We start from the raw sequence: 25,398 nt of genomic DNA on the forward strand, positions 1-25,398 counted from the left end.
GGAGTTATGGATGCCCACAGATAATTAGTTCATGTATTGATTATAATATATCTGTGTCCCAAAATACCCCCCTCTGTGTCCAAAATTAGTTTACCACTTCACCATCTTCCAATGCCGCATCAACCGCTTTCCGAAATTGGGTTGCTAATTGTTCTATATCCTTCATCATATGCTCCTATAACAAAACCACTTTTTCGAAAAAGTATCCTTTCGCCAAAATGTATATCTTACGTTTCCCAAAAGCCTATCCCCTGGGATGCCCCCCCGCTTATACCATCACTCTGCGGAAACAAAAACATACCTCTATTGTTCTTTCAAAATCGCAGAAACCTTTGACTTATTGGGATTTTCTCGACAGAAGGCAGACTGTTTCCACATGCGGTGAAAGTTACTTCTTATACTAAATAGCGAAACCGTCACCTTTTGCTAAAAGGATTGACTGTTCTAACTGGGGTAGTTTTTACCCCAGTCTTTACATTGTATATCACTTTTTATTTTATATATTGCAAAATCATCTTTACTAATTCTCCATAAGAGGAACATATACAATCTGCCGATAATTCTATCATCAAATTTCTAAGACACGAACTTTCTCCTTCTAAAATATCACATGTAGAACTATAATATAAAATTATAGTTTTATCCATCTTTTTTGCCATTCCTATAAGAGCCGATGCACCTGCATCTGATTCAGTTCCATCAACACAAACAGCAACTATATCACTTGCTAATAGTTTCTTTATATCATTCTCACCACGAACCAACATATCATCTTCACAGCAAAAAAATCTGTTACCACAATAGTAAGTAACATTATTATTTTCAAGTTCATTCACTATTTTCTCTTGTATCATTCGTGACCATTCATATTTTCCTCCAACCATATCTATAAAAACTTTTTTATTTGGTATATCTACTTTTATTGGGGTTGGTATATATTTTTCATAGCTGAAATATAGCCCCTCAACAACTTGTTCCATTCGTTTCAAAATTTTCTCTTCTGCATCTAATAAACGCCCATCATACTCCTTAGCTATCATTTCCATTCTGTCACATTGAGAAGTGACTTCATATATTGATGGAGGAATTTCAGGCATATAAATATATTCTGCTGCCATTTTATGGATTATTGGATCTGAATGATACGAAATGCTCCTGTTTATTCTATAATACTGAACATCAGAAGATAGTAAAACTATAGGAACTTTATTAGCATATGCATACCCTATTTCCATACATATTCCATCATCTTTTGTCGGATCGTCTAAATATGTTATCAATGCATACAATCGTTCCAATCTCTGTATATCTGCTTCATAAATTATTTTAAACGCATCATCACATCCCAAGAGTTGATCTTCATTTGTATCTCTAAAAGGTAAATATAACGGATATATGTTCATACTCTCTCCACTGCGATTTACACAATTTTTAAGAGCACTATACACCTTTTGCTCAAGTTTATTTCCAGCCATCTTATCCTGAATATTAAACAACCTAGTTGCTATATAGATAATCTTTTTACCATTTAATAGTTCATTAATCATCTCTACATTTATATTCCTTTCTTGAAATTGAATAATATAGAAGCGGAACATCTGCTATTTCACTTCCTAGATATTTTGAAAAATTAATAATCACACTTGAAATTTCATCTTGAGATATCAAATTGTTCGGTCTCAAGATTTTATAATATATTGGGCTGAATCCACAATTACAGCATATAGACTCTAATTCTTCTTTCTCATAAACATATGGATGAGATATCTTTGTTTTCATATCGCTCCCTAAAATATTTTTTCCATTATACCTTTCAATTTTTCGCAAATAATCCATATATTCTATAGTAGTTTCTGAAAGAATTAGTATTGCATCTTGATTCATTACTCTATTAAACTCTTTCAATGCTTTGCTATTTAGATAACTGCCATTTAATGTACTCACAACTAAATCAAAAGCATTATCTTTAAATGGTAAGTTATATGCTGAACAACATTGAAAATCAACATTATAATCCGCAAATTTCTTTCTAACATATTCAACTGCATCAAGTTCAATATCTGTAAATGTTATCTTCAAATCACTACTACAATAATCTTCTAAAGAATCACCATATCCTCCTCCTACTATCAGGATATTTACTTTTCCTTTGATAATTTCTGAGATTACCCGATTGTAGTAATCATGCCTAATAATATTAATACACTCTAAGGTACCTAATCTTAATCCCACTGTATCACCTACTTACTTTTAACATGTCTAACAAAAAATTACTAGAATAACCTTTAAGTTTAAAATAGGAACAAATTGCTCCAAATCTAAGTGCATCCTCTAATCTATTATTGATACACAAGCCTGCTACTGCACCTCCAGCAAAACAATCCCCTGCTCCTGTTGGGTCTACCACATCATTAATCGGCATTGTATTCATTGTAATTACCCCTTTGCTATTAACAGCATAATTTATATGATGTGAAGTAATAAATAAAACATTTTTTATTTTTTGTTGCAAATATCCAATCGCATCATCAATTGCTTCTTTACCTGATATAAATAATGCTTCATCAAAATTCATAAATATATAGTCTATTTCTCCCAACATTGACGTATAAAGTTCTTTATTCCTAAGCAGATTATCTATATGAAATTGCATAGAAATCTTAGCTTCAGGATTATGGTCAAGAATCTTTCTCAAAGTCTTCCAATCTTGTTCAGGTGTAGTCTCGCAAATATTATACATGTCGTAGGATATATTTTTTGGTATTGTATCAAAGATTAGAGGTTCTTTGCTATTTATATCCATTGAAAATTTATCTTCACAAAAAACCATATTTTCGTCATAATACATATAAAATTTTATCGTATCATAAAAATCAACAATGGTTTCTGTTCCAATTCCTATCATATCAAGCTTAATAAGTAATTCATTCCACTCACTCTTATTGACATAGCATAACATATCAACTTTTAATCCCATAAGTGCTGCTGCTAGTGAAAAATGTAGAACTGATCCGCCAAAATTCTTATATTTATTTTCACCAATAGTTGTTATATCCCATCCCATCTGTCCTACACACAATACGTTCATAATATTTCTCCATTCTCTTACATATTAAACTGGGTTTTCAATGTTTCTAATACTATTTCTCCTACTTTAATTACATTGCATTCAGAGGTGTCTATTTTATAAATTCTAAAATCTGTTCTTCTGTTCATTATTTTATCATAATTTCGTTTAATCTGGTCTAAACTCTCTTTATTCTCAAAGACCTCTCTATTTCCATCTCGCCGCTCAATTCTAGATAATGCTTCATCAACTGAAACATTTAAATAAAAAACTGCATCTGGAATTTCTAAAAACTTATGCATTGAAAAAAGCCAATTTTCATCAACATCCACCATTTGATACGCCACTGTTGAAAAAAAATTTCTATCACTTAATATAAAATCATAGTCTTCTAATATTTGGGCTTGGATATCATAGGAATCGGCTGCATATAATAATGCTATCGTTTTCTGATTGAGTGTCATAGTTTTCATTTGCTTTCTCAGCAACTGACCAATCTCCGATTTACTTGGTTCTGAAATAAGCAAAACCTTATATCCACTTTCTCTAAGTCTAGCTGCTGTATTTGAGCAAATAGTAGTTTTTCCACTACCATCAATCCCTTCAAAAACAATATAATGTCCTCTCATAGATTCAACTCCTCTCGGCAATATTTATATGTACACAATTCATTTATTAGAGTATCTTTCGAATAGTATTGTAGTAATATTTCCCACATAATCTTATAAAGGGAAATCTGCTCGTCTTTTTTCACCTGTGCAACTGGATGATAAACCGGTAACACATAAATCGGATTATTTTCGTAAGAAATATTTATTATATTCTCTTTGTTCAAACTATAATGTGATATATTCTCTTTCAATGTTTTATATACTGGTATGTTATGATATTTGCAAACTGAATAGAATGGCCAATATCCTAGCGTAATAACAACTAATGGGTGTATTGCATCAATTTGTTTATTTAACATTTTAGTACAATTTTCAGTACAAAACTTTGCTGAGAAATTATTTGTCCCCCTATAATTCTCCCCTTTTCTTGCACATAATACTGCATTTGTAACAAAACAAGATTCCATTATTTTTTCATCTATATCAATCCCACATTGCTTCGCTGAGCGAATTACAAACTCTGTCATTAAACATTTAGTCATACTCTCTTTTTCATTTACAATCGTTTTCCATGCACTCTCTTTGTCTTCCCCCATTTCCACTAGTTCTTTATATCGAGTATTATATTTTTGCATATCAACATAAGGTCCCCAATCTTGACCAACTATCATTATTTTTGAATTACTTCTATTAACCCAATCTGTCCAAATTGACGGAATATTCAAATACAGACTTTTTTCATTAAAAAAATTAATAAGACCATCATAGGTTCCTTCTTTGGAACTTGTTCTACTGAATTTCTCACACAACGTACATTTTGATGCTTCTTCATATATTTTTAATAATTCTTTTAACTTACTATTATTCATCCTTCTTCTCCAATTTTCATCATTGTTTTTATAAAACTTCTTTAACTTGTTGTCATTATGAAATCTTTCTTTGCTATCACAATTTTTCAGGTCACTTTTTATAGATAGTAGCTATTTTTTCTTTATTTTCATCAAAACGCTCCACTATATTATCTTTTTCTTGCTAATACCGCTACCTCTTTCCGTTCTCTATCGTTCAGTTGAAAAATCAAATGAAATACTTTCATCCTATTACCGGTTTCAGGAACAATATGTTCACTAATAATCATTAAAGTATCCCTCTCCCCGATTCTTTGAATTCTGATTGGATGAAAAGCCCCTTTGATGTTATTCAACTTATTCTCTATTTCATCAAATCCTTTTTTTAGGGACATTTCTCTATTCATAGATAACGTAATACCAAATTCAAAATTAGGGTTTAAATATCCCATCAACTGATTATATTGATTTGTAAAGTTTTCAATATATTTATTCTCAAGCACTGCATAATCTATAACATGTCCGTCTTTCTCTGCGTATATATATAAATCTGTCTCGCCCAATTTTTTAATAGCTCGCCCCATTGTAAATTCACGTGAAATGTGCAAACCATACTTATTATTCAGACTTCCTGCAATAGCATCTTGGATATCTGCAGTAATTTCCACTTCATCTCGATTTTCAAAATGGACAATGCGTTTCTGGAAACGTTTAATCACACATATCAATTCAATTACAATATTTTCGGACAATGAAGTGCACAAATCTCTATTTTTCTCACTCTGTGTCTCCAAATATCTATCCCGCAAATCACATTCCATTAAATCAATGTAATCATCAAGATTATCATGTTGAAAAAACATTTCTAACAACTTCGGATTTCTAAGATATAACATAACCATACTACTCAATTGTTCTGGCAAAAAATCATGATCTTGAAAACAAATATAGTAGTATTCTTCAAAATCCTGTATCCATTTTAAAATATTCTTTCCATCATCATTATCTAAATCTCTTTTAAGTTCATCGTCTATGGGATTTATTATTAAATCATCTTCATTATCTGTGCAATCTTCCCACCAGCATAATATTGCATATAGCAAATATTCATATTTAGGCTTAATAAAATCCCTTATATTTTTTGAACAGATAATTTCATATAATTCGTTGACTGCATTTCTACACTCTTGCGGTTTTCTCATAAGATAATCTCTTGGAAAAAATCCATCTAAATCAAACTCCGGGTCTGTTTCAAGAATATCTATTAATACCCGTAGTATCTCCCGCAAATTACTATTAACATACTTTGTTACCCGCATCCCAAGACTTGACAAATTATCATAATCCACTATATCTATTTGAATCAAAATACTCATCCCTTCTTAACAAAAAATAAGTCTTATTCTGTCCATTATTTTACCACATCCACCTACATTTTACTATCCGAAAAAGAGCAAGAAAAAAAGCCGATCAGGAATCGCAACTCCCAATCGGCATCTTTTCTTACTCCTCTTCATTTTTGCATTCAATCTCCGTTCCGTCCAGGAATAGCACTAGCAATGTTCCATCTTCAAAAAACTTGATGTGGTCCAGCGTTTTCAACATGAAGTCAGTATCCATCTTCGTCAAAGGTTCTGCCCCATCGGTGTATTCTATGAACTTTTCTGCCCGATAACCTTCCAATAGGTTCTCGCTCTGAAGCTGCTCCGTCCACTGCTCCATGAAATCCTCTCTGTTCTCCACCAGTGCGTTCCAAGCCATCAGATAAGCCTTTACCAGCGTTTCTTCCTCTACGTGACGGTTGGCGCATCCCATGACTCCTTTGACCTTGTAGCGTTCACTGCACTGCCATACCTTACGGTCAACGCCCGTGCTGCTCCGCCAGCCCTTCCGTGCAAATACCTTATTACAGTCTCTGCAAATTATCTTGGATGCAAATGGATTGCTTTCCGGCCGATGGGAATAGGAGTTTGTTTCATGCTCCTCCAGGTACTTTTTCCTGCGTTTTATTTCAAGCTGTACACATTCCCAAATCCGCTTTGAAATGATGGCATCATGATCATCCTCCACATAAAACATCTGAATTTCCCCTTTGTTCTGTGTACGTTTCTTAGTGAGGAAATCCACCGTATAACTTTTCTGCAGCAAGGCATCACCCTTGTATTTTTCATTTTCCAACATACTCATTAAGGTTGTGGACTGCCACTTCGTACCGCCATCCCAGTTTTTTACACCTTCCCGTTCAAAAATCCGCTTGATGTAATCGGTTGTTTTTCCGTCCATGAATTCCTGATACAGCCGAACCACAATCGGCTCCTGCGTCCTGTTGATTACCAGCTTCCCCGTTTCATCCGTATCGTAGCCAAGAAAACGCTTTGTACTCATTTTGTGTTTTCCTGTTTCAAACCTTCTGCGAATTCCCCATGTACAGTTCTCTGAAATGGACCGGCTCCCATCCTGTGCCAGTGAGGAAAGAATGGTAAGCAGCACTTCTCCCTTTGCATCGAGGGTATTGATATTTTCCTTTTCAAAAATAATCCCTATCCCAAAATCTTTCAACTCTCGCACATAATTCAAGCAATCTAGCGTATTTCTTGCAAATCGGGAAATGGACTTAGTAATAATCATGTCTATTTTCCCCGCCCTGCAATCAGCAATCATACGGTTGAATTCATCTCTCTTTTTGGTATTGGTTCCCGAAATTCCTTCATCCGCATAAGTCCCTGCATATTCATAGAGAGAATTCTCGCTGATATAATTTGTGTAATAATTGACCTGATTCTCATAGCTTAATAACTGTTCTTCTTGGTCGGTTGACACTCGGCAGTACGCTGCCATCTTCAATTTCTGCACTGACTGTGCTGTTCCTGATTCCGCAGTCGAAATCTGCTTTGCTGGTATAACCGTAATGCTTCTTGCCATTTTTAACCACCTCCTCAATCACTGTCTGTTCCGTAATGTTCAAGCCTTGCAATTCGGCATCATCAATCCTTATCCCTTTGCATGCCTTGACTCCCTTTTCAATGTAGGTGCTGCAAAGCCATTGGATTTTCTTCTTGTAAACCTGTCTGCGCCGGAGTGTTTTTCCGCAGTAAGGGCAAATCAGCATTCCGCTTAAGGGATAGCGGTTTTGGAACTTCATTGTGTTGTCCTGTCCAATATTCCTGTCATGCTTTCTCTGCTCTCTGACCTTCTGTACCTGTTCCCACACCTCTGGCGATACAATTGGTTCGTGATTTTCCGAAATGTAATAACTCTGCACTTCCCCGTTGTTTTTCCTTGTATGGTTTCTTTTGTTTTCAGGGGTGTAATACTTCTGCAGATGAAAATCCCCTTTGTACTTTTCATTACAAAGCATCCCATTGATAGTCCCACTTTCCCATGTTGTTCCCGTCACCGTTTTCACACCCAGGTAATCAAGCAGCTCCCCAATCTTTGACGAGCCGACATTCAGCAGATAAAGGTCAAAAGTCAGACTGACAATTTCCGCTTCCTTTCTGTTCACAATCAAATCTCCATATTCGTTTTTGTCATAACCGAGGAAGCGGGATGTGGTAATCATCACTTCTCCCCTCTCAAACTTCTTCCGAATGGACCATTTATTGTTCTCACTCATGCTCCTGCTTTCCTCCTGTGCAAAAGAAGCGAGGACGGCAAGCATCATCTCGCCGTCCCCTGAAAGAGTGTTTATATTCTGTTCTTCAAAAAAAATACCGACACCCAGTTCTTTCAGTTCTCTTGCGAACTTTAGAACGGTGACGGTATTTCTTGCAAACCTCGATATGGATTTTGTAATAATTAAATCAATCTCTCCTGCCCTTGCCTCTCCGTCATTCTCTGGAACTGTGGGCGGTTCTCACAATAGCCGGATATGCCCTGATCAGCAAATACTCCGATAAATTCATATTCCGGATTTCCGGTAATCAGTCTCTCATATGTTTCCATCTGGTTTTCAAGAGAATCTTCCTGTCTTCTGCTGTCTGTGGAAACTCTGGCATAAGCACAAACCCTTTTCTTTTGTAAGACTGATGCTGGTCGTTTGTTAATCACTTTTACTAGCACGTTACATCACTTCCTTCAAAAAAACTTTTCTTAAACTCCTGAATTCTTCGGAAAATGGCCTGTGCATCCTCTACCTTGTCAATGCACACCACATCCACATTTTTCTTACTGCAAATCAGCATGAACTCCATAAACTGTGCCCAGTTACGGGCAATCGTAGTAGCCCTCATGGTAATCACCACATCTATCTTCTTTGCTATGATTTCCGCTTTCAGACGATTAAATTCTTTTCTGTTCGAGTCGGCTCCTGAAGCTTCCTCATAGAATATCTGCAAATTTCATTTCTGTTTTCCATATTCTTCCAACCGCCTCATTACATCGTCCAGATATTTTTCATAGTCTCTATCACGATGGTTGACTCTGCAGTAAAAAGCCACCCTATTTATCGTTCCTACAATCACCATATCGAATATACCCTTTCATCACTATCTATCAATCTGTCACAAGACCTACATAACCAAATTCCATTTTCTATACTACTTCTCTCCTCTGGCGTCAAGTCCGGATTGTATCTTGGTCCGCCTTCAGCTGCCGCAGTTATATGTGCCGCCTCACCAATTGATACTCTTTTTTGTGGATTGCTGCGGGGACCTTTTGTTTCTCTTCTACAATTTGGATTAGAACACTTTCCTCCCACTCTTTCACACAACGTATCTATAGTTTTTTGCGAAAAATCATCTCTTTTATTCATTCGTAATGCTCCTTACCTATCTCCAAACATGAACTCGATAACACTTAGTGCATTCAAAATCTGTATACATTCATATCTTTCAATGCTTCTATTCATTCGACCATGCATTAACCAATTCCTATTCAAATACGAAGGTTCTATACCTTTTTCGAACTTGTATGAGCCATCTATAAATATCCTATTAAAATATGCAATTAACGAAGGATACATTTCCAAAAAGTATATTTTCTTTGACATAAATCCTCGTTTTTCGGTAAGCTGTCTAAAATCCTCGGCCATTTGATTTGCAAAGCCACTATTAGAATATTTAACTTTGTAACTCATATGTTGGTTCGGAAAATCAACTAATTTATTCACTCTATTATCAAGTAATGCAAGCAAGTACATAGCTGCAGTCATATAATCTTCATTTTCAAAAGCTTGCATACCATTCTTAAAATATAACAGTATCTCGTCCGAAACATACTTTTCTTGTAATCCCTCTATAATCACATCAAGAATTACAATATCTTCTCCGTCAAAAAACTCTGCTACCTTTGCTTCCCCTTCACGTAATAATTGTTCCCAATTTTTAATATCTGCAGGATTTGAATGCTCAGAAATAACCCAACCATTTTTTCCGAACTTTTCACTCCACTCAATTTCAGATCTATATTTTTCTTCAAACTCAGCTTCAGTTAAACCTTCAGTTACTCTGACCTCTTGCTGATAATTTTTGAGCATTTCTGCAAACTTTAGAAGCCCCGGCATATTATTAAGTGAGTTCTTCCATTCGCTTAATTTGTTACTGAGTTCTTGAAATTTTGCTAACGCTTCTGGAGATATCGCTTTCGTAACATTTTTATATAATTCTTCCTGCTTCTTAGCTATCTCAAGTGCTTTCCTATACTCCTGTGAATTCTCAAAATCATTACTCATCTTCTCATCCTCATGACGTGAAACAACTTTTGCGAAAAAGTATCCTTTCGCCAAAATGTATATCTTCCATTCTCAAAAGCCTATCCCCTGGGGTAAATCTCCACTTATATCATCACTCTACGGAAACAGAAACACACATCTATTTTATTCCCAAAATGGCAAAATCCTTTGATTTATTGAGCTTTTCTCGACAGAAGGCAGACTGTTTCCACATGTCCCCCTTGGCAAAATTGATCCACAACCGCAACCTTCTCGACCTGATACCCAAGCTCGCCCATGCGCTTCACATCTCTGGCAAGCGTCGCCGGATCACAGCTCACGTAGACCATTCGCTTTGGCTGCATATCTGCGATTGTCTGTAATAACGTCTCATCGCAGCCCTTACGTGGCGGATCAACGACGATCACATCCGCATATACGCCGTGTTCCTTGTATTCGGCTGGAAGCACTTCTTCTGCCTTGCCAACGAAGAACTGTACATTTTCGATGCCATTGATCTGCGCATTTACCTTCGCATCAGCGATTGCCTGTGGGACGATTTCCACACCATACACCTTCGCTGCCTTTTTGCTCAAGAACAGCGAAATAGTTCCGATACCGCAGTACAGATCCCAGACTGTCTCCCCGCCCTGAAGATCTGCATATGCCAAGGCTTTGTCATACAGTTTCTTTGTCTGCACAGGGTTTACCTGATAGAACGACAATGGTGATATCTGATATTTCACATCACCGATATAATCCGTAATATAATCCTGCCCCCATAAGGTCTTGCATGTATCTCCCAGAATCCGGTTCGTCTTTTCCTGATTGATATTGATGCTGATGCTCGTCATTCCATCGATCCGGCGCAACCGCTCCACCAGCACATCCGCATGCGGAAGCTTCGTGCCATTGATGATCAGGCACACCATGATCTCGCCGGTTGTAAATCCTACCCTTGTTAAGATATGGCGCATCAAACCAGTATGTGTCTCCTCATCATAGGTGGAAATATTATATTCCTGCAGGAAATCCCGCACACACCGGATAATCGCATCATTGCCCTCCGCCTGAATATCACAATGCGGCGTGTCAATGATCGTATGGGTTCTGCCTGCATAAAATCCTGTTACAACATTTCCGTCCTTGTCCCGTCCCACCGGGAACTGCGCTTTGTTCCGGTAATTCCACGGATTCTCCATACCGATAATCGGCTCCATCAGATCTTCCGGATGCTCGATTCCGCCGATTCGCGAAAGACAGTTCTTGACTTTGTTCCATTTGTAATCAAGCTGTTTTTCGTAGCTGACATGCTGCAATGTACAGCCTCCGCATGGTCTTGCCACCGGACATTTCGGTTCTACACGATATGGTGACGGTTTAATTACTTCCACCAATCTCGCATACACATACTGCTTTTTGACCTTCGTGATTGCAGCGCGAATTGTATCGCCCATCACGGCATCTTTCACGAATACTGCGATGCTTCTGCCGTCCTCGGTTGCGACATGTCCGATTCCTTCACCGTCTGTTCCCATATCCTCTATCACTAATTCTATGCTATCGTTTTTCTTCACTTTCGTTCCTCTTTTTACCTAATTCATATTTATAAATTCAACTAATCATAGTATACTATATTTATAATTTGAAAGAAAGCAACAAATAACCAAACACTAAGATGTTCTTTAATTTGCGGATATATGGTTGTATTTCATTGCAGTAATATGGATATGTTTGGAACTTAGAAGTTCTTGATGTTCTGAGTATAATCAGCAATGTTTGAACACGATGTTCAAACAAGCCGCCACTGAGCCACGGATGGCAAATTGGCGGCGGTTGCGTACGATTACAACTATATATATCAGAACATCTAGTACTTCTTAGTTTCAATACATCCTATATTCCTGCAATGAAATACCAACATATCCACAAATTCCACACACCGCAAAGGAGGGTTCACCATGTTCCAGTCCATTGAATACAAACACCCGAAATTCTATCAGGTATTCCGGATCTTCATCGTTATCCTCGCGTCCATCATCTTCGCATGGAATCTGTGCTGTTTCGCACGTCCTGCGGGATTATTTCCGGGCGGTTTCTCCGGATTATCTCTGCTTTTGCAGGAGATCTTCCAGAAATTCCTGCATATTCATGTTCCATATACACTGCTAAATGTCCTGTTAAATATCATCCCTGTCTACATCGGGTTCAAATTCATCGGACGGAAATTCACGCTCTACTCGATTCTCACGATCATTCTGTCGAGTATTTTCGTTGATATGCTGCCTACCTATGTATTTACGCAGGATGCCATGCTGAACAGCGTGTTCGGTGGTCTGATCAACGGATTTGCCATCAGCTGTGCTTGAATGTCGGCACGACAACCGGTGGTACAGACTTTATCAGCATCTATCTGTCCCAGCGCAAAGGAATCGACGCCTGGAACTATATATTATTCGGAAATGTCATGCTGCTGATTCTGGCCGGTTATCTCTTCGGCTGGTCGATTGCGCTTTATTCGATCATCTTCCAGTTCTGCAGCACACAGGCGATTCAGATTCTTTATAAACGATATAAAAAAGAAACATTATTTATCATCTCGGATTACTCCGAACAGATCTATAAAGCAATACGGGAAACAACCAACCATGATGCCACGCTGTTTCAGGGCATCGGCTGTTATGAAGAAAAAGAGAAAACTTTGATCTACTCTGTCATCAACACAGAAGCAAAACGCCAGCTCATTCCTCTGATTCGTTCGATTGATCCACATGCGTTTATCAATATCGTCAAAACCGAAGAACTCGCTGGCAGATTTCATGATATACCAAATGATTAGTTTATCTTTGCAACGATTTCATCCAATATCGCATTTGCGACATCTTCTTTACTCATCAGAGGGAGTTCTTTTTCTCCCTCTTTTGTTATGAGTGTCATAATATTCGTATCTACGCCGAATCCGGCGCCTGCTACCTTCAGGTTGTTTGCAGCAACCATGTCAATATGCTTCTTCTCTAACTTCTTCTTTGAATTTTCTACCATATGCTCTGTCTCCATAGAAAATCCGCAGATAAACTGTCCGTCCTTCTTATGCTCGCCAAGATATGCCAGAATATCCTTTGTTCTTGTAAGCGGAATAGCCATGCTGCCATCCTGCTTTTTGATCTTTTCATCGCTGACATTTTCCGGGCGGTAATCGGCAACCGCCGCTGCCTTGACGATGATATCCATGTCCGCGCTCCGGCTTGTCACTGCCTCATACATATCTTCCGCTGTGACAACCTTCACCATATCGACAAACAACGGATCTTCCAGATTCGTCGGTCCAGCCACAAGTGTAACTTCGGCGCCACGGAATGCCGCCATACGTGCCAATGCATACCCCATCTTGCCGGTCGAATGATTCGTGATATAACGGACCGGATCGATAGACTCCTGTGTGGCACCCGCTGTCACAAGCACCTTCTTACCTGCAAGGTCTTTGTCCATTGCGCAGGCACGGATAATATAATCCACAAGTACATGCTCCGGTGGAAGCTTTCCTTTGCCGATATCCCGACATGCCAGATATCCTTCGTCCGCCTCGATGATTTCATATCCATAGGAGGCAAGCTTCTTCATGTTATCCTGCACGATCGGATTCTCATACATATGTACATTCATGGATGGGGCAAGCATAACCGGACAGGTTGCAGGAAGCACACAGGTTGTGAGCATATCATCCGCAATTCCATTCGCGATCTTGCCAACTACATCCGCACTTGCAGGTGCAATCAGAATTGCATCCGCCTGCGTACCGAGCGCGATATGGGGTACATGCAGTTCCATGCAACGGTCAAATGTATCTGTATAACAGTGGTTTCCTGTCAGTACTTCAAATGTCTCCGGTGTGATAAAATGTGTCGCATTCTCTGTCATCACAACATGGATGTCTGCATGCAGCTTGGAAAGCATGCTTGCAACATTCGCCATCTTGTAGGCTGCGATACCACCACTCACACCGAGCACAATCTTCTTTCCTGTAAGCATAATGTTCCTCCTAGTCCAAGGTATATTTTCTCCAGCAAATATGAAGCCAAACTGTATATATACATATATTTCAATATTGATTCATATTCATATACGATATGTTTGAGAGTTAGAAGTTCTTAATGTTCTGTAATTATACCAGCCATGTTTGAACACGATGTTCAAACAAGCCACCACTGAGAGATGTTTCTCATGCGAATCTGTGATTCGCATTTAGGATGAGAAACATCGACCTGTCTGTTCGCTGTAAGCGAGCAGACGATACCCGCCCATGGATGGCGAATTGGTGGCGGTGGCGCATATTTATCATATGTTCGTCAGAACATTTAGAACTTCTTACTCTCAATACATTGTATATGAAGTGAATCATGTTGAAATATATGTTGTTAATTACAGTTGGCTTCACATTTGTTCTACATATCCTCTAGTCTACCATGTTTCTCATAATTTGTCAGTCTGGAAATTTTATTCTCCTCATCCACAAATACAACCTTCGGCTTATGTGTCTGTACCTCTTCCGGCGTCATATCTGCATAACACATAATGATAATCTTATCACCGACACAGACCTGTCTTGCGGCAGCACCGTTTAAGCAGATCATGCCGCTCTCACGCTCACCGGCGATCACATACGTCTCGAAACGGTTTCCATTTTCGATATCGACGATCTGCACCTTCTCATATTCGAAGATGCCAGCCGCCTCCATCAGAGCCTCATCGATCGTGATGCTGCCGACGTACTGCAGTTCCGCCTGCTTTACCGTTGCGCGATGTATTTTACTTTTCAGCATATTGACTGTCATACACGTATCTCCTTTTTTATCTAACTCTTAAACTGTATAGTGGAAATTATCAATAAGTCTTGCTTCGCCGCCGATATTGACTGCGATTGCACACAGGATGTCACCCTTCAATGTGTCGATGCTCTGCATGGTCATACCATCTACGATCTCCACATAATCGATGGTTGCAAGCGGCATTGTGTTGATCAGGTCGGTCATAGCCTTCTTGATCTTCGCTGCGTCACGCTCGCCATCTTCTACCATCTTCTTACCAAGGAAGATTGCCTTAGACAGGATCACTGCCTGCTTTCTGGACTCCGGGGAAAGATATGTATTTCTGGAGCTCTTTGCAAGTCCGTCTGCTTCACGGATGATCGGGCATCCAACGATTTCGATATCCATGTTCAGATCGGTAACCATACGCTTGATTACAGCAAGCTGCTGTGCATCCTTCTCGCCGAAATATGCCTTATCCGGCTGTACGATATTGAACAGCTTATTCACTACCGTACATACACCACGGAAATGAACCGGGCGGGACAATCCACACAGTGCATTGGTAAGTCCGTTCATATCAACGAAAGAACAGAAACCGTCCTTGTACATCTCCTCCGGTTCCGGATGGAATATCAGACTTGCGCCGGCTGCCTCACACAACTTTGCATCTGCCTCTAAATCTCTTGGGTAGCTTGCCAGATCCTCAGTCGGTCCAAACTGCATTGGATTGACAAATACACTGACAACAACCGCATCATTTTCTGCAACCGCCTTGTCGATCAGGCTCTTATGTCCCTCATGCAGATATCCCATTGTCGGCACCAGACCTACCTGCTTGCCTTCCTTCTTCCATGCCTTGACTCTATCCCGAACTTCCTTCACTGTTGTTACGATTTCCATGTTATTTCTTCCTTTCAATATTCAAAGTTTTATTGTAAAGCAGCGAAAACATAATAGGTGTACAACTCTTTTAGAACACGTAAACGTTTTCGCACCTTAGTACAATTTCTCGATTACATCATCTGCGATCGCATAGGTATGCTCTGCGGAAGGATACGTGCCTTCCTTTACTTCCTTGATATACTGCCCGAATCCCTGCTTCATCATCGCGCCGGTCTCTGCGAACCGCTTTACGAACTTCGGTGTGAAATCACTGAACATGCCAAGCATATCCGCATACACAAGCACCTGTCCGTCACAGCCATTTCCGGCACCGATACCGATGGTCGGAATATTTAACTTCTCTGTCACAAGTGTAGCCAGCTTCTCCGGTACACATTCAAGTACCACTGCAAATGCACCCGCATCCTGTACTGCCAGCGCATCGTCAATCAGCTTCTGTGCGGCTGCTTCCGTCTTGCCCTGTACCTTGAATCCACCAAATGCATTGATGGACTGTGGGGTAAGTCCGATGTGTGCACACACCGGGATACCTGCCTGTGTGATTGCTTTAATCTGTGGTGCTACTTCCACACCACCCTCTAATTTCACTGCATTGGCACGGCCTTCCTTCATCAGACGTCCTGCATTTACAACTGCATCATAAACCGATGTCTGGTAAGACATAAACGGCATATCGATTACGACCAAAGCTTCCTTCGCACCACGTGCAACTGCGGCGCCATGATGGATCATATCTTCCATTGTTACGGAAACTGTGTCCTCATATCCAAGCACGACATTTCCGAGGGAATCGCCGACCAGAATTGAATCCACGCCAGCCTCGTCCATCAGTTTGGCTGTTGAATAATCATATGCTGTCAACATTGTAAGCTTCTCGCCGGAAGCCTTTGCCTTTGCAAAAGTAGTTACTGTTTTTTTCATGGTTTACTCCTTCATATCCAATATAGTTTGAATTGCCTGACTGTCTGCATTACACAATTGCTTCGAAAGCAGCCGGTACACCTCGCGCGCATCGCCGTCAAGTGCCTGCAGATGCTTCTCCACCGTTGCCACATCGCCGCGGCTGACCGGTCCCGTCAATGCCTTCTCGCAGCCAAAGCGTTCCATATTCTCTGCATTATTAGCAAAGAGCGGCATCAGTGCGTGTTCTGCCTCCTCCGGTGTAAATCCGCACTCTGAAAGAAGGGCTGTTCCCATCTTATATAGTCCGATCACCAGATTGCTTGCAAATACTGCCGATGCATGATATTTCGCCTTTTGGTCTGCGGAAATCTGACGGATCGTATGTCCCATTTTCTCAAACAGGCATATGAGCTCCTCCGTCTTCGTTCCTTCGCCTTCAATTGTCATGTAACAGTCTTGGAAATGTATGTAGGAATCCGTCTTTGAATTCACTGCATAAATAGGATGTATTGAATACCCGCTCACACGGCTACCCATACCAGAAAATACCTGTGAGGATAGAGCCCCACTCGTATGAATCATCGTTTTTCCATCCAGACACACCGAACTTTTTGCAATCTTTTCTGCCACGTTCGCGATCTGTCCGTCCGGAACCGTTAAAAATATAGTATCACACACCTGCACAAATGTTTCCATGTCTTCATAGTATTTCGTACCAGTAAATCGCGCTGCCTGCCTCGCACTCTCCGGATTCCGGCTGCAGAAGCCCTCCACACAGAGCATATCTGCATGTGTCTGTGCGAAATCAGATAAATGCCTGCCGAGCGTAAAGCCCATTTTTCCAGCTCCAATTAATCCAATCTTCATACCATCACCTCTTCTTTCTGACCAAAGGGGTGTGCACCATATTCATTTCCCAGTATAGTTTCTCTCGAATACCATCCATTTCGCAATATAACATTTTGTATACAATTTGTAAACCGATTTTACCGCGATAATTGTATAGAATTTGATACATTAAGACTTGTACAAATGAAAAACAGGCTATGCAGCTATCACATTGAAACTTCTCTCAACATACTACTGCATAACCTGCTACTTTTAAGCACTTTTTACGACCCATTTGCCTTTTTGGCTTGTGCCTTCTCTTTCCAGAATATTTTTTTCTTTCATCTTGGATATATAATATTTAACACGTGATAAATTCCAGTTTAATTCACTGGCTATTTCCCTCTGCGTAATCACCGGCTTTGATTCTATCAATATAATAATATCTTTTTCTTCCTGACTTAAATTTTTGAATGTTGCTATATAATCCACTGATTTAATTGCCTGATTTGCTTGGTCAGTAACTTGGTCTGCTTGGTCAGTAACTTGGTCTGCTTGGTCAGTAACTTGGTCTGCTTTCCTGTTCCGATATAATTCTATCCGAAACATATTATCAAATTCCTGTATTATCGGATCCGATAAACCATATTCTTTTGCAGATCTGAAAATCCGTTTTATTCCACTTCCCCATGCTTCCACAAGTCCCATCTGCCCAAAAACATTAGCAATTGCCTTATTCCGTATTTTTGAATGTCCTTGCATAACCTCTTCATATGTCAGACCATTATACAATCCTCCTGGAGATGTTATCTCCAAACGATCATCAAATATTGCAATCTGAATACAGGATTCATCTAAATAGTTTCGATGACAATGCGCATTTATTATCATTTCACGAATTGCCTCAGGTGGAAGCTCATATTTTTCTTTTCTTACCAACCCATCAATGGATGCACCAAGTCGAATATTTCGCAGAACAAACTCTAATCCATTCTCAATCTGAGAATAAATAGGTCCTGTAAACTCACGTTTATCTAAAAAAAAGGATCGATCCTCCCCCTTAAATACCGCGCACTGTGTTTTTGCAAAAGTAAAATAACTAGATGTCAATAACGCAAATGCATTTGTAGCCACTAAACGCCCACTAACCAATTTTAAAATTTTCCAACTGATCAACTGGTCCTTCGTTACGACATGCTCTTTCATCCCTGCTTTCTGCCGAAATCTTCCTATATCTTCGCATAATTTTTCTATTAATTCATCTGTAACAGGATATCCTACGCATGTCAGTTCATCCCACGAAATTCTTGATCCCTCCATTTCCAATTCTTTAATTTTTTCAGGAAATGCAGGTCTGGATGTACCGGCGACACGAATATATGTGCCATTGTCTTTTCCCTGCGATTTCAAATAATATGGTCTGTTTTTCCCTGCTTCCACAGATATAACAATAATGTTTTTCCCTTCTACAGTTAATGGTTCAATATCCGGAATAATCTGTGGCTCACATGAATCTGATACCGCATTGGCTATTTGATCCATTATTTCAAACAATTTTGCTCCATCCACACCGACTATCTGATGTGATATATCATCAATACCGATTAATAATTTCCCCCCTTGTGTATTAGCAAATGCAACGATTGTTTTCATATATTTTTCACTTTTATCTGGCAACATTCTCTTATATTCAATATTCTTAGATTCGCCTAAAAGCATTGCATTTTCTATCATCGCACACCTCCTCTACCATTTTTATGACATTTTCAAGATACCATAAATCTGGAAAAATCACAATCCAAACAAACGTGAAAGCTATGCAATCAATTCCTATACGGAATTGTATCATATTTGAATCACATTAATATTAATGCTTTCATCAATCGTTAGTTCAGTAGGATTAATTTTATACTTTTGAGTCCTAAAGTATAGCCCTAATAAATATTCATTTTCACAGATTCAGGTCTAATTAAAAATCAAATCCAACTATTGTTTTATATGCAATCGCCAGTTCCAACATTGTTTTCAATTTACCAAGTTCTTTATTTGAGTTACTCTTTATAAACTGATTTACCACCTCTAATGCCATTGGTATTTTATCTAATTCAAGAACCTCTTCTTCATAATCATCAATAATAATATCGCATTTTTCATTGATTTTATCAAAAATTCCTATGTCATCTAAAATTTTATATTGTTCTTCTGATAATATCATTTCTTCCATTTGCTCTTTTTTTGAATTCCATAAGCATAATCCTCCATAGCTTTTTCATCCTTTGGAACCCTAATAAATCTTTCTCTTGTCATCTAATCACTCCTCTATTTATCAGTGTTATTAAAATGTGTAACTTTTTGATAATCAGATTTTCTCCTACCACATGTTTTTCCATTTACAATTTCATTATTCATATCATTTCCATCCATATCTAAATAATTTCTACCACGTGGTCTTGTTGTATCTTCAATTCTAAAATAATTACCATTTTTATCATATACAACACTTATCCCTGTTTCTGGATTATTATATATAATCTTTCCTTTTGATGTAACTACAGGTTCTCCATTTGGCGCGAACTTATTTATAGCTTCTTGCAAACTTGCATTGCCCCATTCTGATGAATATTGTGCCGCACGTGTTGCTCCATTTTTTACAGTCTTACTACCACTCTGGTATGCTAAACACATAGGAATCAAAGCAGTCTTTTTCTATCTATTGCTTTTCTTTTATTCCTATTTCACAATTATCCTGTAATAGATAGAGGTGTGCGTCACCACTCTTGAAGCACTTGTGACTTCGTTCATTGAGACTGCTCCCTCTGCTTTGCAGGATTTTGCGTATTAGCTGGATGTTGGCAGCATATGTGCTGTACTTCGTATATCTAACCAGATTGTAACCCGCATTGAAGTGAGGATTCTATCTACTTATAATTCATAAAAGAAAGGATTTCAATTATGTACATCGTAGGCATTGATATTGGCAAAAATCATCATGAAGCATCCATTGTTTCACCTGAAGGCAAACAAATCGGCCCTTCTCTTCGCTTTGCAACTACACACAAAGGTGCAGATTCTCTTATAAGCTTTATATTCAAAAACATCGGTGATTCCCCTTGTGTCTTTGGCATGGAAGCCACCGGTCATTACCGGTATCCAATTTATTCATTTCTCAAATCCAAAGGATATACCATCTATGTGATCAATCCTATCCAGTCCGATTCTCTCAGAAAAATGTATATCCCACAAACAAAAAATGATTCCATTGATTCTTTTCTGATTGCAGAAGTAATACGCTTTGGGCAGTTTGAGGCTACTTCCATGGCAGATGAAAACATACTTGCCATGCGGCAGTTATGCCGTTACCGGGATTCTGTTGTTTCCTCCAGAACAGAAATCAAGCTTCGCATCAGTACGATTATGGAACAGATTTTCCCGGAATACGAAAAACAGTTTTCCTCTCTATGGCTCGGCACATCCATGGGCATTCTTGAAAAGTACCTCACCCCTGAGAACATTCAGAACGCCCCAATAGATGAGCTCTTTGAAATTATAAAAGATAAGAGCCACAACAAACTTACCATAAAAAAGCTGTTTCTATCAAAGATGCTGCGGCTGATACCTTTGGTATTAAAATAGCACAAGATGCGTTCGCTTTCCAGTTAAAACAGCCGATTGACAGATTGAATTTCCTTAATGAACAGCTGAAAGCTCTTGACCATGAAATTCTCAGTTACTATGAGAAGTTTGATTGTTACCTCCTTACAATTCCGGGAATCGGCATGATTGCTACTGCAACCATTTTAGCTGAAATTGGAGATATACACAGGTTTAAAAATTCATCTGCCTTAGTTGCCTTTGCCGGCATTGATCCAACCGTAAGGCAATCCGGCGAATTTAACAGCATACATAACCACATGTCGAAACGAGGTTCCCCTTACCTGAGACATGCAATCTTCCTTGCTGCAACCACCTGTTCTTTTCACAACAGTCCTTTAAATGCCTATTACAAAAAGAAGCGTGAACAGGGCAAACACCATCTGACTGCCACTGGCGCAGTAGTAAGAAAGCTTACCACCATAATCTATGCTGTATTGCGGGATGGTAAAATTCTGTTAATATATGGTAATGAGACTACTAATTAAGCCTGCCGGTGAGGAGGCTTAGTTGTGGTGCATAGAAATAATCTCATCAACATATTCTTTCAAATCATCTTCCAAATCTTCCCTTATAGCAATAATTGATTCCCAATTTAAATCTTTTCCTATATCATAATAATTCACAGCATCACATATCATATTCAATATTGCCTCTCTTGTCTGATACTTCATACCTTGAAAATTAATTGTTACATAGTCTTCAATTAACAACAAAAGTTGTTCTTTGGAATAATCGTGCATTCTAATTCTATCATCCATATTGGAGACCAACTCCTCTAATTTTTTTTCATCCAATATACTTAACACCTCCATTAATCACCCACTAATTCAATTTTGATATGGATCCAAGATTGGTATATGTGTATCATTAATAATAACCTCATCATAATCCGAACCATTGGGATTAAAATACTTTGCTTCACGAAAATCATTTATTGTAGGGTCAAAATATCTTCTACCACGTTGAACTCTAACAACCCAACCATTATAAGCATTAGAACCAACTGGGGCACTTGGGTCCACATTGTGTACTCTAACTCTATATGTCTGCCCATTCTGAACCCACTTAAACTCAAATCCTTCTGTAGCTCCTCCCTGTACTGGATATAACTCTCTCAAAACTGCTTCATCTGGAATTCTATCCAATATCTCGTCTACAGTACTTCCTTCTAATTCTGTAAAATCACCAATTTTTCCACTTGACTTCCCATAGCTGGTCTCACTCTTACCTTCGCTACCTGACACCCCGGCAGCACCTGCAAATCCATTTGCAAATGCATTTCCATATGCACCCATCTGGGCACCGCTTGCCAGTATGCCAAGTACTTCCAGAATAGTTCTTCCTGAGATATCTTTACCATCAATGCCGTAATCTTCAATCATTCCGGCGATTCCCTGTCCCACATCGTTCGCTGCGAGTCCTGCGGTCAGTCATATCGAATACACATATAGTATAGAATTTCCCGAAAGAATTCATTATTAATTCTTTAACTTTTGAATCTACACTATTCTATCCCTAACGGCTTCCAACTCTCGTCTTGTAATAATTCATCCACATCCGTTTTTCCTTTGATACATAATCGAATATTCTCCTGTATCAACATCTCGTTAAATAACAATTTTTCCTGATGCGCAATAGGTTCTTCAATCAATAAATAGTTCTCAAAGTCAACTATTTGTAGTGATGCAATATTTTTTTCACTGCTGAAAAAAAATATGTAAGAAATATCGTCTATATTGTCAATATCAAAATTATAATATTCGATATAATTCCAAAATGCGTTGTTTATTATATTAATTTCATATGAATAAACATCTAATGATTCATCCGGCTTTCCCAATATACTAATATTGCAATATGAAAAAAATTTGGAACGAACTTTGTTATAAGTCATTGATGAATAAATGACTATTTTATTACATTCGGTTCTGCACCATTTTATAAAACACTTCCATTGCTCTTTAGTAAATTTTCCTTCTCCATTATACAGTCCAATGCATAACACTCTAACCATACTTTCGTTCTCCATCGTTTTCATCTATTATTTTTAGTTGGCAATAAATCCCCAGAAGCAAATGTACCACCTTTTGCAGGTGTATCTGGATCTAAATTAGGAATTCTAAAATAAGGAGGTTTTGTTTTTCCTGGTTTTGGATACTCACCTAATTTTAGAATATGATAATGATTTCCATCATAATGTCCCTCTCCTTCATGTTGAGGGTGATATTCAATTTTATAAGTTTTATGACCTGCTTGAACAACATAATTTATTTTGCCATCCGGTTTCACCTCTTTTTCTAGTCCTGCATAGTTTTTTGGGAACAGGTCATTTGGATTCTCCGGAAATCTACTTCCTGTTTTACTACCACTCTGGTATGCTAAACACATAGGAATCAAAGCAGTCTTTTTCTATCTATTGCTTTTCTTTTATTCCTATTTCACAATTATCCTGTAATAGATAGAGGTGTGCGTCACCACTCTTGAAGCACTTGTGACTTCGTTCATTGAGACTGCTCCCTCTGCTTTGCAGGATTTTGCGTATTAGCTGGATGTTGGCAGCATATGTGCTGTACTTCGTATATCTAACCAGATTGTAACCCGCATTGAAGTGAGGATTCTATCTACTTATAATTCATAAAAGAAAGGATTTCAATTATGTACATCGTAGGCATTGATATTGGCAAAAATCATCATGAAGCATCCATTGTTTCACCTGAAGGCAAACAAATCGGCCCTTCTCTTCGCTTTGCAACTACACACAAAGGTGCAGATTCTCTTATGAGCTTTATCTTTAAAAACATCGGTAATTCCCCTTGTGTATTTGGCATGGAAGCTACAGGTCATTACTGGTATCCCATTTATTCATTTCTAAAAGCAAAAGGATATACTATCTATGTAATCAATCCTATCCAGTCTGATTCTTTGAGAAAAATGTATATACGACAAACCAAAAACGACTCAATTGACTCTTTTTTGATTGCAGAAGTGATACGTTTCGGTCAGTTTGGGACTACTTCCATGGCTGATGAAAACATACTTGCCATGCGCCAGTTATGTCTTTATCGTGATTCTGTCATTTCTTCCAGAACTGAAATTAAGCTTCGCATCAGCACAATTATGGAACAGATTTTCCCGGAGTATGAAAAACATTTTTCCTCACTATGACCGAGCACATCTATGGGCATTCTGGAAAAGTATCTCACCCCTGAGAACATTCAGAACGCCCCAATAGATGAACTCTTTGAAATTATAAAAGATAAGAGCCACAACAAGCTTACCATCCAAAAAGCCATTTCCATCAGGGAAGCAGCAGCTGATACCTTTGGTATTAAGATAGCACAAGATGCTTTCTCTTTCCAGTTAAAACAGCTCATTGACAGAATAAATTTTCTCGATAAGCAGATTGAAGCTCTTGATACTGAAATCATGAAATACTACGGGCAGTTTGATTGTTATCTTCATACCATTCCTGGGATTGGCATGATTGCTGCTGCAACCATTCTTGCCGAAATTGGTGATATACATAGATTTAAGAGTTCATCAGCCTTAGTTGCCTTTGCCGGTATTGATCCAACCGTAAGACAGTCCGGTGAATTTAACAGCATACATAACCATATGTCAAAGCGGGGTTCCCCTTACTTAAGGCATGCCATTTTTCTTGCTGCAACCACATGTTCTTTCCATAACAGTCCTTTGAATGACTATTACAAAAAGAAGAGAAACCAAGGAAATCATCACCTGACTGCAACCGGCGCAGTGGCAAGAAAGCTTACCACCGTAATCTATGCCGTATTACGGGATGGTAAGCCTTATGAACCTAAAAAATTTTGGTAGTGTTTGGTAGTAAGACTATGATTTAAGCCTGCCGGTGGGGAGGCTTAGTTGTGATACTCATTTATTGAAACACTCCATTTTTCTCTTAGTATATCTTCTATATTTGGATATTCTATTTCTCCATATTTATTTCTCGTTCCATTGATACCTTTTAATGCATCCTCCGGATTATCCCACTCTGCTTCACATTCATCACAACATATAAATATTTTTTTAGTTAATTTATCTTTTGCAATTTCAAGTAAGCCTTGCTTACATATCTTACAGTAACCAATATTATACATTTTAGACC

Annotated in this window: 26 protein-coding genes and 4 pseudogenes; 4 read left to right on the forward strand and 26 right to left on the reverse strand. The window is 38.5% G+C overall.

The genetic code is table 11. From position 1 onward, the window contains the following. Positions 1-491: 491 nt before the first annotated feature. The 13 genes and pseudogenes from ACZQK9_RS11665 to rlmD all read right to left on the reverse strand — a co-directional run bounded on the left by ACZQK9_RS11665 (position 492) and on the right by rlmD (position 11,753). Entirely contained in the window at positions 492-1,547 is a 1,056-nt protein-coding gene (locus tag ACZQK9_RS11665) for a nucleoside 2-deoxyribosyltransferase (RefSeq protein WP_483270677.1), read from the reverse strand. Continuing rightward, positions 1,540-2,232: a class I SAM-dependent methyltransferase gene (locus ACZQK9_RS11670; RefSeq protein ID WP_483270678.1), complete on the reverse strand. Its 693-nt coding sequence runs from the start codon at positions 2,230-2,232 to the stop codon at positions 1,540-1,542. Before ACZQK9_RS11670 ends, ACZQK9_RS11665 begins: the two co-directional genes overlap by 8 nt. A 4-nt stretch (positions 2,233-2,236) precedes the next feature. Continuing rightward, positions 2,237-3,088, reverse strand: a complete 852-nt coding sequence (locus ACZQK9_RS11675) for a carbohydrate kinase family protein (RefSeq protein WP_483270679.1) — start codon at positions 3,086-3,088, stop codon at positions 2,237-2,239. A gap of 17 nt (positions 3,089-3,105) precedes the next feature. Next, positions 3,106-3,696, reverse strand: a complete 591-nt coding sequence (gene tmk / locus ACZQK9_RS11680) for a dTMP kinase (RefSeq protein ID WP_483270680.1) — start codon at positions 3,694-3,696, stop codon at positions 3,106-3,108. Next, complete coding sequence (locus ACZQK9_RS11685) at positions 3,693-4,547, reverse strand: uracil-DNA glycosylase family protein (protein ID WP_483270681.1); 855 nt, start codon at positions 4,545-4,547, stop codon at positions 3,693-3,695. Before ACZQK9_RS11685 ends, tmk begins: the two co-directional genes overlap by 4 nt. Before the next feature lie 149 nt (positions 4,548-4,696). After that, positions 4,697-5,902 (reverse strand): hypothetical protein, encoded by a 1,206-nt coding sequence (locus ACZQK9_RS11690; protein ID WP_483270682.1) that lies wholly within the window; start codon positions 5,900-5,902, stop codon positions 4,697-4,699. A 127-nt stretch (positions 5,903-6,029) separates the two neighbouring features. Then, the gene (locus ACZQK9_RS11695; protein ID WP_483270715.1) at positions 6,030-7,364 is read right to left on the reverse strand and encodes a recombinase family protein; all 1,335 of its coding nucleotides are present in this window, start codon (positions 7,362-7,364) and stop codon (positions 6,030-6,032) included. Further along, positions 7,309-8,142: a recombinase family protein gene (locus ACZQK9_RS11700; RefSeq protein ID WP_483270716.1), complete on the reverse strand. Its 834-nt coding sequence runs from the start codon at positions 8,140-8,142 to the stop codon at positions 7,309-7,311. Before ACZQK9_RS11700 ends, ACZQK9_RS11695 begins: the two co-directional genes overlap by 56 nt. Positions 8,143-8,151: 9 nt before the next feature. Then, positions 8,152-8,471: pseudogene (locus ACZQK9_RS11705) on the reverse strand (recombinase family protein); the annotation flags it as partial. Positions 8,472-8,581: 110 nt separating this feature from the next. Continuing rightward, positions 8,582-8,863, reverse strand: a complete 282-nt coding sequence (locus ACZQK9_RS11710) for a recombinase family protein (RefSeq protein WP_483270683.1) — start codon at positions 8,861-8,863, stop codon at positions 8,582-8,584. A 122-nt stretch (positions 8,864-8,985) separates the two neighbouring features. Continuing rightward, a complete protein-coding gene (locus ACZQK9_RS11715) occupies positions 8,986-9,279 on the reverse strand; it encodes an HNH endonuclease (protein ID WP_483270684.1) in 294 nt (97 codons plus the stop codon). Between the two features lie 12 nt (positions 9,280-9,291). Beyond that, positions 9,292-10,251: a hypothetical protein gene (locus ACZQK9_RS11720; protein ID WP_483270685.1), complete on the reverse strand. Its 960-nt coding sequence runs from the start codon at positions 10,249-10,251 to the stop codon at positions 9,292-9,294. A gap of 119 nt (positions 10,252-10,370) precedes the next feature. Beyond that, positions 10,371-11,753: a 23S rRNA (uracil(1939)-C(5))-methyltransferase RlmD gene (gene rlmD / locus ACZQK9_RS11725; protein ID WP_483270686.1), complete on the reverse strand. Its 1,383-nt coding sequence runs from the start codon at positions 11,751-11,753 to the stop codon at positions 10,371-10,373. 384 nt (positions 11,754-12,137) lie between these two features. Between rlmD and ACZQK9_RS11730 the strand changes: the two are divergent. Then, a pseudogene (locus ACZQK9_RS11730) lies at positions 12,138-12,748 on the forward strand (YitT family protein); the annotation flags it as partial. Between the two features lie 129 nt (positions 12,749-12,877). Then, positions 12,878-13,015 (forward strand): DUF2179 domain-containing protein, encoded by a 138-nt coding sequence (locus ACZQK9_RS11735; protein WP_483270717.1) that lies wholly within the window; start codon positions 12,878-12,880, stop codon positions 13,013-13,015. On the opposite strand, the gene coaBC is transcribed toward ACZQK9_RS11735, so the two are convergent. The 8 genes from coaBC to ACZQK9_RS11775 form a co-directional block, all read right to left on the reverse strand. After that, positions 13,012-14,205: a bifunctional phosphopantothenoylcysteine decarboxylase/phosphopantothenate--cysteine ligase CoaBC gene (gene coaBC, locus ACZQK9_RS11740; RefSeq protein WP_483270687.1), complete on the reverse strand. Its 1,194-nt coding sequence runs from the start codon at positions 14,203-14,205 to the stop codon at positions 13,012-13,014. The two genes, ACZQK9_RS11735 and coaBC, sit on opposite strands and share 4 nt — an antisense overlap. Before the next feature lie 413 nt (positions 14,206-14,618). Further along, positions 14,619-15,008, reverse strand: coding sequence for an aspartate 1-decarboxylase (gene panD, locus ACZQK9_RS11745; protein ID WP_117781681.1), 390 nt, complete (start codon positions 15,006-15,008; stop codon positions 14,619-14,621). Positions 15,009-15,035: 27 nt separating this feature from the next. Further along, complete coding sequence (panC, locus tag ACZQK9_RS11750) at positions 15,036-15,884, reverse strand: pantoate--beta-alanine ligase (RefSeq protein ID WP_117781682.1); 849 nt, start codon at positions 15,882-15,884, stop codon at positions 15,036-15,038. A gap of 96 nt (positions 15,885-15,980) precedes the next feature. After that, positions 15,981-16,808, reverse strand: coding sequence for a 3-methyl-2-oxobutanoate hydroxymethyltransferase (gene panB, locus ACZQK9_RS11755; protein WP_483270688.1), 828 nt, complete (start codon positions 16,806-16,808; stop codon positions 15,981-15,983). A 3-nt stretch (positions 16,809-16,811) separates the two neighbouring features. Then, on the reverse strand, positions 16,812-17,657 hold the full coding sequence (locus ACZQK9_RS11760) for a Rossmann-like and DUF2520 domain-containing protein (protein ID WP_483270689.1): 846 nt from the start codon (positions 17,655-17,657) through the stop codon (positions 16,812-16,814). Between the two features lie 234 nt (positions 17,658-17,891). After that, the gene (locus ACZQK9_RS11765) at positions 17,892-19,352 is read right to left on the reverse strand and encodes an RNA-binding domain-containing protein (RefSeq protein ID WP_178017243.1); all 1,461 of its coding nucleotides are present in this window, start codon (positions 19,350-19,352) and stop codon (positions 17,892-17,894) included. Positions 19,353-19,587: 235 nt separating this feature from the next. Next, complete coding sequence (locus tag ACZQK9_RS11770; protein WP_483270690.1) at positions 19,588-19,842, reverse strand: hypothetical protein; 255 nt, start codon at positions 19,840-19,842, stop codon at positions 19,588-19,590. A 95-nt stretch (positions 19,843-19,937) separates the two neighbouring features. After that, on the reverse strand, positions 19,938-20,303 hold the full coding sequence (locus ACZQK9_RS11775; RefSeq protein ID WP_178017245.1) for a hypothetical protein: 366 nt from the start codon (positions 20,301-20,303) through the stop codon (positions 19,938-19,940). 267 nt (positions 20,304-20,570) lie between these two features. Between ACZQK9_RS11775 and ACZQK9_RS11780 the strand changes: the two are divergent. Then, positions 20,571-21,757: pseudogene (locus ACZQK9_RS11780) on the forward strand (IS110 family RNA-guided transposase). Between the two features lie 18 nt (positions 21,758-21,775). Here ACZQK9_RS11780 and ACZQK9_RS11785 read toward each other — a convergent pair. From ACZQK9_RS11785 to ACZQK9_RS11800, 4 genes are all read right to left on the reverse strand, one after another. Then, complete coding sequence (locus tag ACZQK9_RS11785) at positions 21,776-22,066, reverse strand: hypothetical protein (protein WP_044927351.1); 291 nt, start codon at positions 22,064-22,066, stop codon at positions 21,776-21,778. A 33-nt stretch (positions 22,067-22,099) separates the two neighbouring features. Then, the gene (locus ACZQK9_RS11790) at positions 22,100-22,654 is read right to left on the reverse strand and encodes a polymorphic toxin type 30 domain-containing protein (RefSeq protein ID WP_483270691.1); all 555 of its coding nucleotides are present in this window, start codon (positions 22,652-22,654) and stop codon (positions 22,100-22,102) included. A gap of 122 nt (positions 22,655-22,776) precedes the next feature. Beyond that, on the reverse strand, positions 22,777-23,286 hold the full coding sequence (locus tag ACZQK9_RS11795) for a hypothetical protein (protein ID WP_483270692.1): 510 nt from the start codon (positions 23,284-23,286) through the stop codon (positions 22,777-22,779). A gap of 20 nt (positions 23,287-23,306) precedes the next feature. Continuing rightward, the gene (locus ACZQK9_RS11800; RefSeq protein WP_483270693.1) at positions 23,307-23,660 is read right to left on the reverse strand and encodes a hypothetical protein; all 354 of its coding nucleotides are present in this window, start codon (positions 23,658-23,660) and stop codon (positions 23,307-23,309) included. Positions 23,661-23,927: 267 nt separating this feature from the next. On the opposite strand from ACZQK9_RS11800, the pseudogene ACZQK9_RS11805 reads away from it, so the two are divergent. Then, positions 23,928-25,106: pseudogene (locus ACZQK9_RS11805) on the forward strand (IS110 family RNA-guided transposase). A gap of 44 nt (positions 25,107-25,150) precedes the next feature. Here ACZQK9_RS11805 and ACZQK9_RS11810 read toward each other — a convergent pair. After that, on the reverse strand, positions 25,151-25,390 hold the full coding sequence (locus tag ACZQK9_RS11810; protein WP_483270694.1) for a hypothetical protein: 240 nt from the start codon (positions 25,388-25,390) through the stop codon (positions 25,151-25,153). Between the last annotated feature and the right edge of the window lie 8 nt (positions 25,391-25,398).

This window comes from Wujia sp. (genome assembly GCF_056872695.1).

Coding starts and splice junctions, on each gene's coding strand:
- ACZQK9_RS11665 (WP_483270677.1), bottom strand. CDS start 1,547: ATGATTAATGAACTATTAAATGGTAAAAAGATTATCTATATAGCAACT.
- ACZQK9_RS11675 (WP_483270679.1), bottom strand. CDS start 3,088: ATGAACGTATTGTGTGTAGGACAGATGGGATGGGATATAACAACTATT.
- tmk (WP_483270680.1), bottom strand. CDS start 3,696: ATGAGAGGACATTATATTGTTTTTGAAGGGATTGATGGTAGTGGAAAA.
- ACZQK9_RS11685 (WP_483270681.1), bottom strand. CDS start 4,547: ATGAATAATAGTAAGTTAAAAGAATTATTAAAAATATATGAAGAAGCA.
- ACZQK9_RS11690 (WP_483270682.1), bottom strand. CDS start 5,902: ATGAGTATTTTGATTCAAATAGATATAGTGGATTATGATAATTTGTCA.
- ACZQK9_RS11695 (WP_483270715.1), bottom strand. CDS start 7,364: ATGGCAGCGTACTGCCGAGTGTCAACCGACCAAGAAGAACAGTTATTA.
- ACZQK9_RS11700 (WP_483270716.1), bottom strand. CDS start 8,142: ATGAGTGAGAACAATAAATGGTCCATTCGGAAGAAGTTTGAGAGGGGA.
- ACZQK9_RS11715 (WP_483270684.1), bottom strand. CDS start 9,279: ATGAATAAAAGAGATGATTTTTCGCAAAAAACTATAGATACGTTGTGT.
- coaBC (WP_483270687.1), bottom strand. CDS start 14,205: ATGCTTACAGGAAAGAAGATTGTGCTCGGTGTGAGTGGTGGTATCGCA.
- panD (WP_117781681.1), bottom strand. CDS start 15,008: ATGACAGTCAATATGCTGAAAAGTAAAATACATCGCGCAACGGTAAAG.
- panC (WP_117781682.1), bottom strand. CDS start 15,884: ATGGAAATCGTAACAACAGTGAAGGAAGTTCGGGATAGAGTCAAGGCA.
- panB (WP_483270688.1), bottom strand. CDS start 16,808: ATGAAAAAAACAGTAACTACTTTTGCAAAGGCAAAGGCTTCCGGCGAG.
- ACZQK9_RS11760 (WP_483270689.1), bottom strand. CDS start 17,657: ATGAAGATTGGATTAATTGGAGCTGGAAAAATGGGCTTTACGCTCGGC.
- ACZQK9_RS11765 (WP_178017243.1), bottom strand. CDS start 19,352: ATGATAGAAAATGCAATGCTTTTAGGCGAATCTAAGAATATTGAATAT.
- ACZQK9_RS11770 (WP_483270690.1), bottom strand. CDS start 19,842: ATGGAAGAAATGATATTATCAGAAGAACAATATAAAATTTTAGATGAC.
- ACZQK9_RS11775 (WP_178017245.1), bottom strand. CDS start 20,303: ATGTGTTTAGCATACCAGAGTGGTAGTAAGACTGTAAAAAATGGAGCA.
- ACZQK9_RS11790 (WP_483270691.1), bottom strand. CDS start 22,654: ATGATTGAAGATTACGGCATTGATGGTAAAGATATCTCAGGAAGAACT.
- ACZQK9_RS11795 (WP_483270692.1), bottom strand. CDS start 23,286: ATGGTTAGAGTGTTATGCATTGGACTGTATAATGGAGAAGGAAAATTT.
- ACZQK9_RS11800 (WP_483270693.1), bottom strand. CDS start 23,660: ATGTGTTTAGCATACCAGAGTGGTAGTAAAACAGGAAGTAGATTTCCG.
- ACZQK9_RS11810 (WP_483270694.1), bottom strand. CDS start 25,390: ATGTATAATATTGGTTACTGTAAGATATGTAAGCAAGGCTTACTTGAA.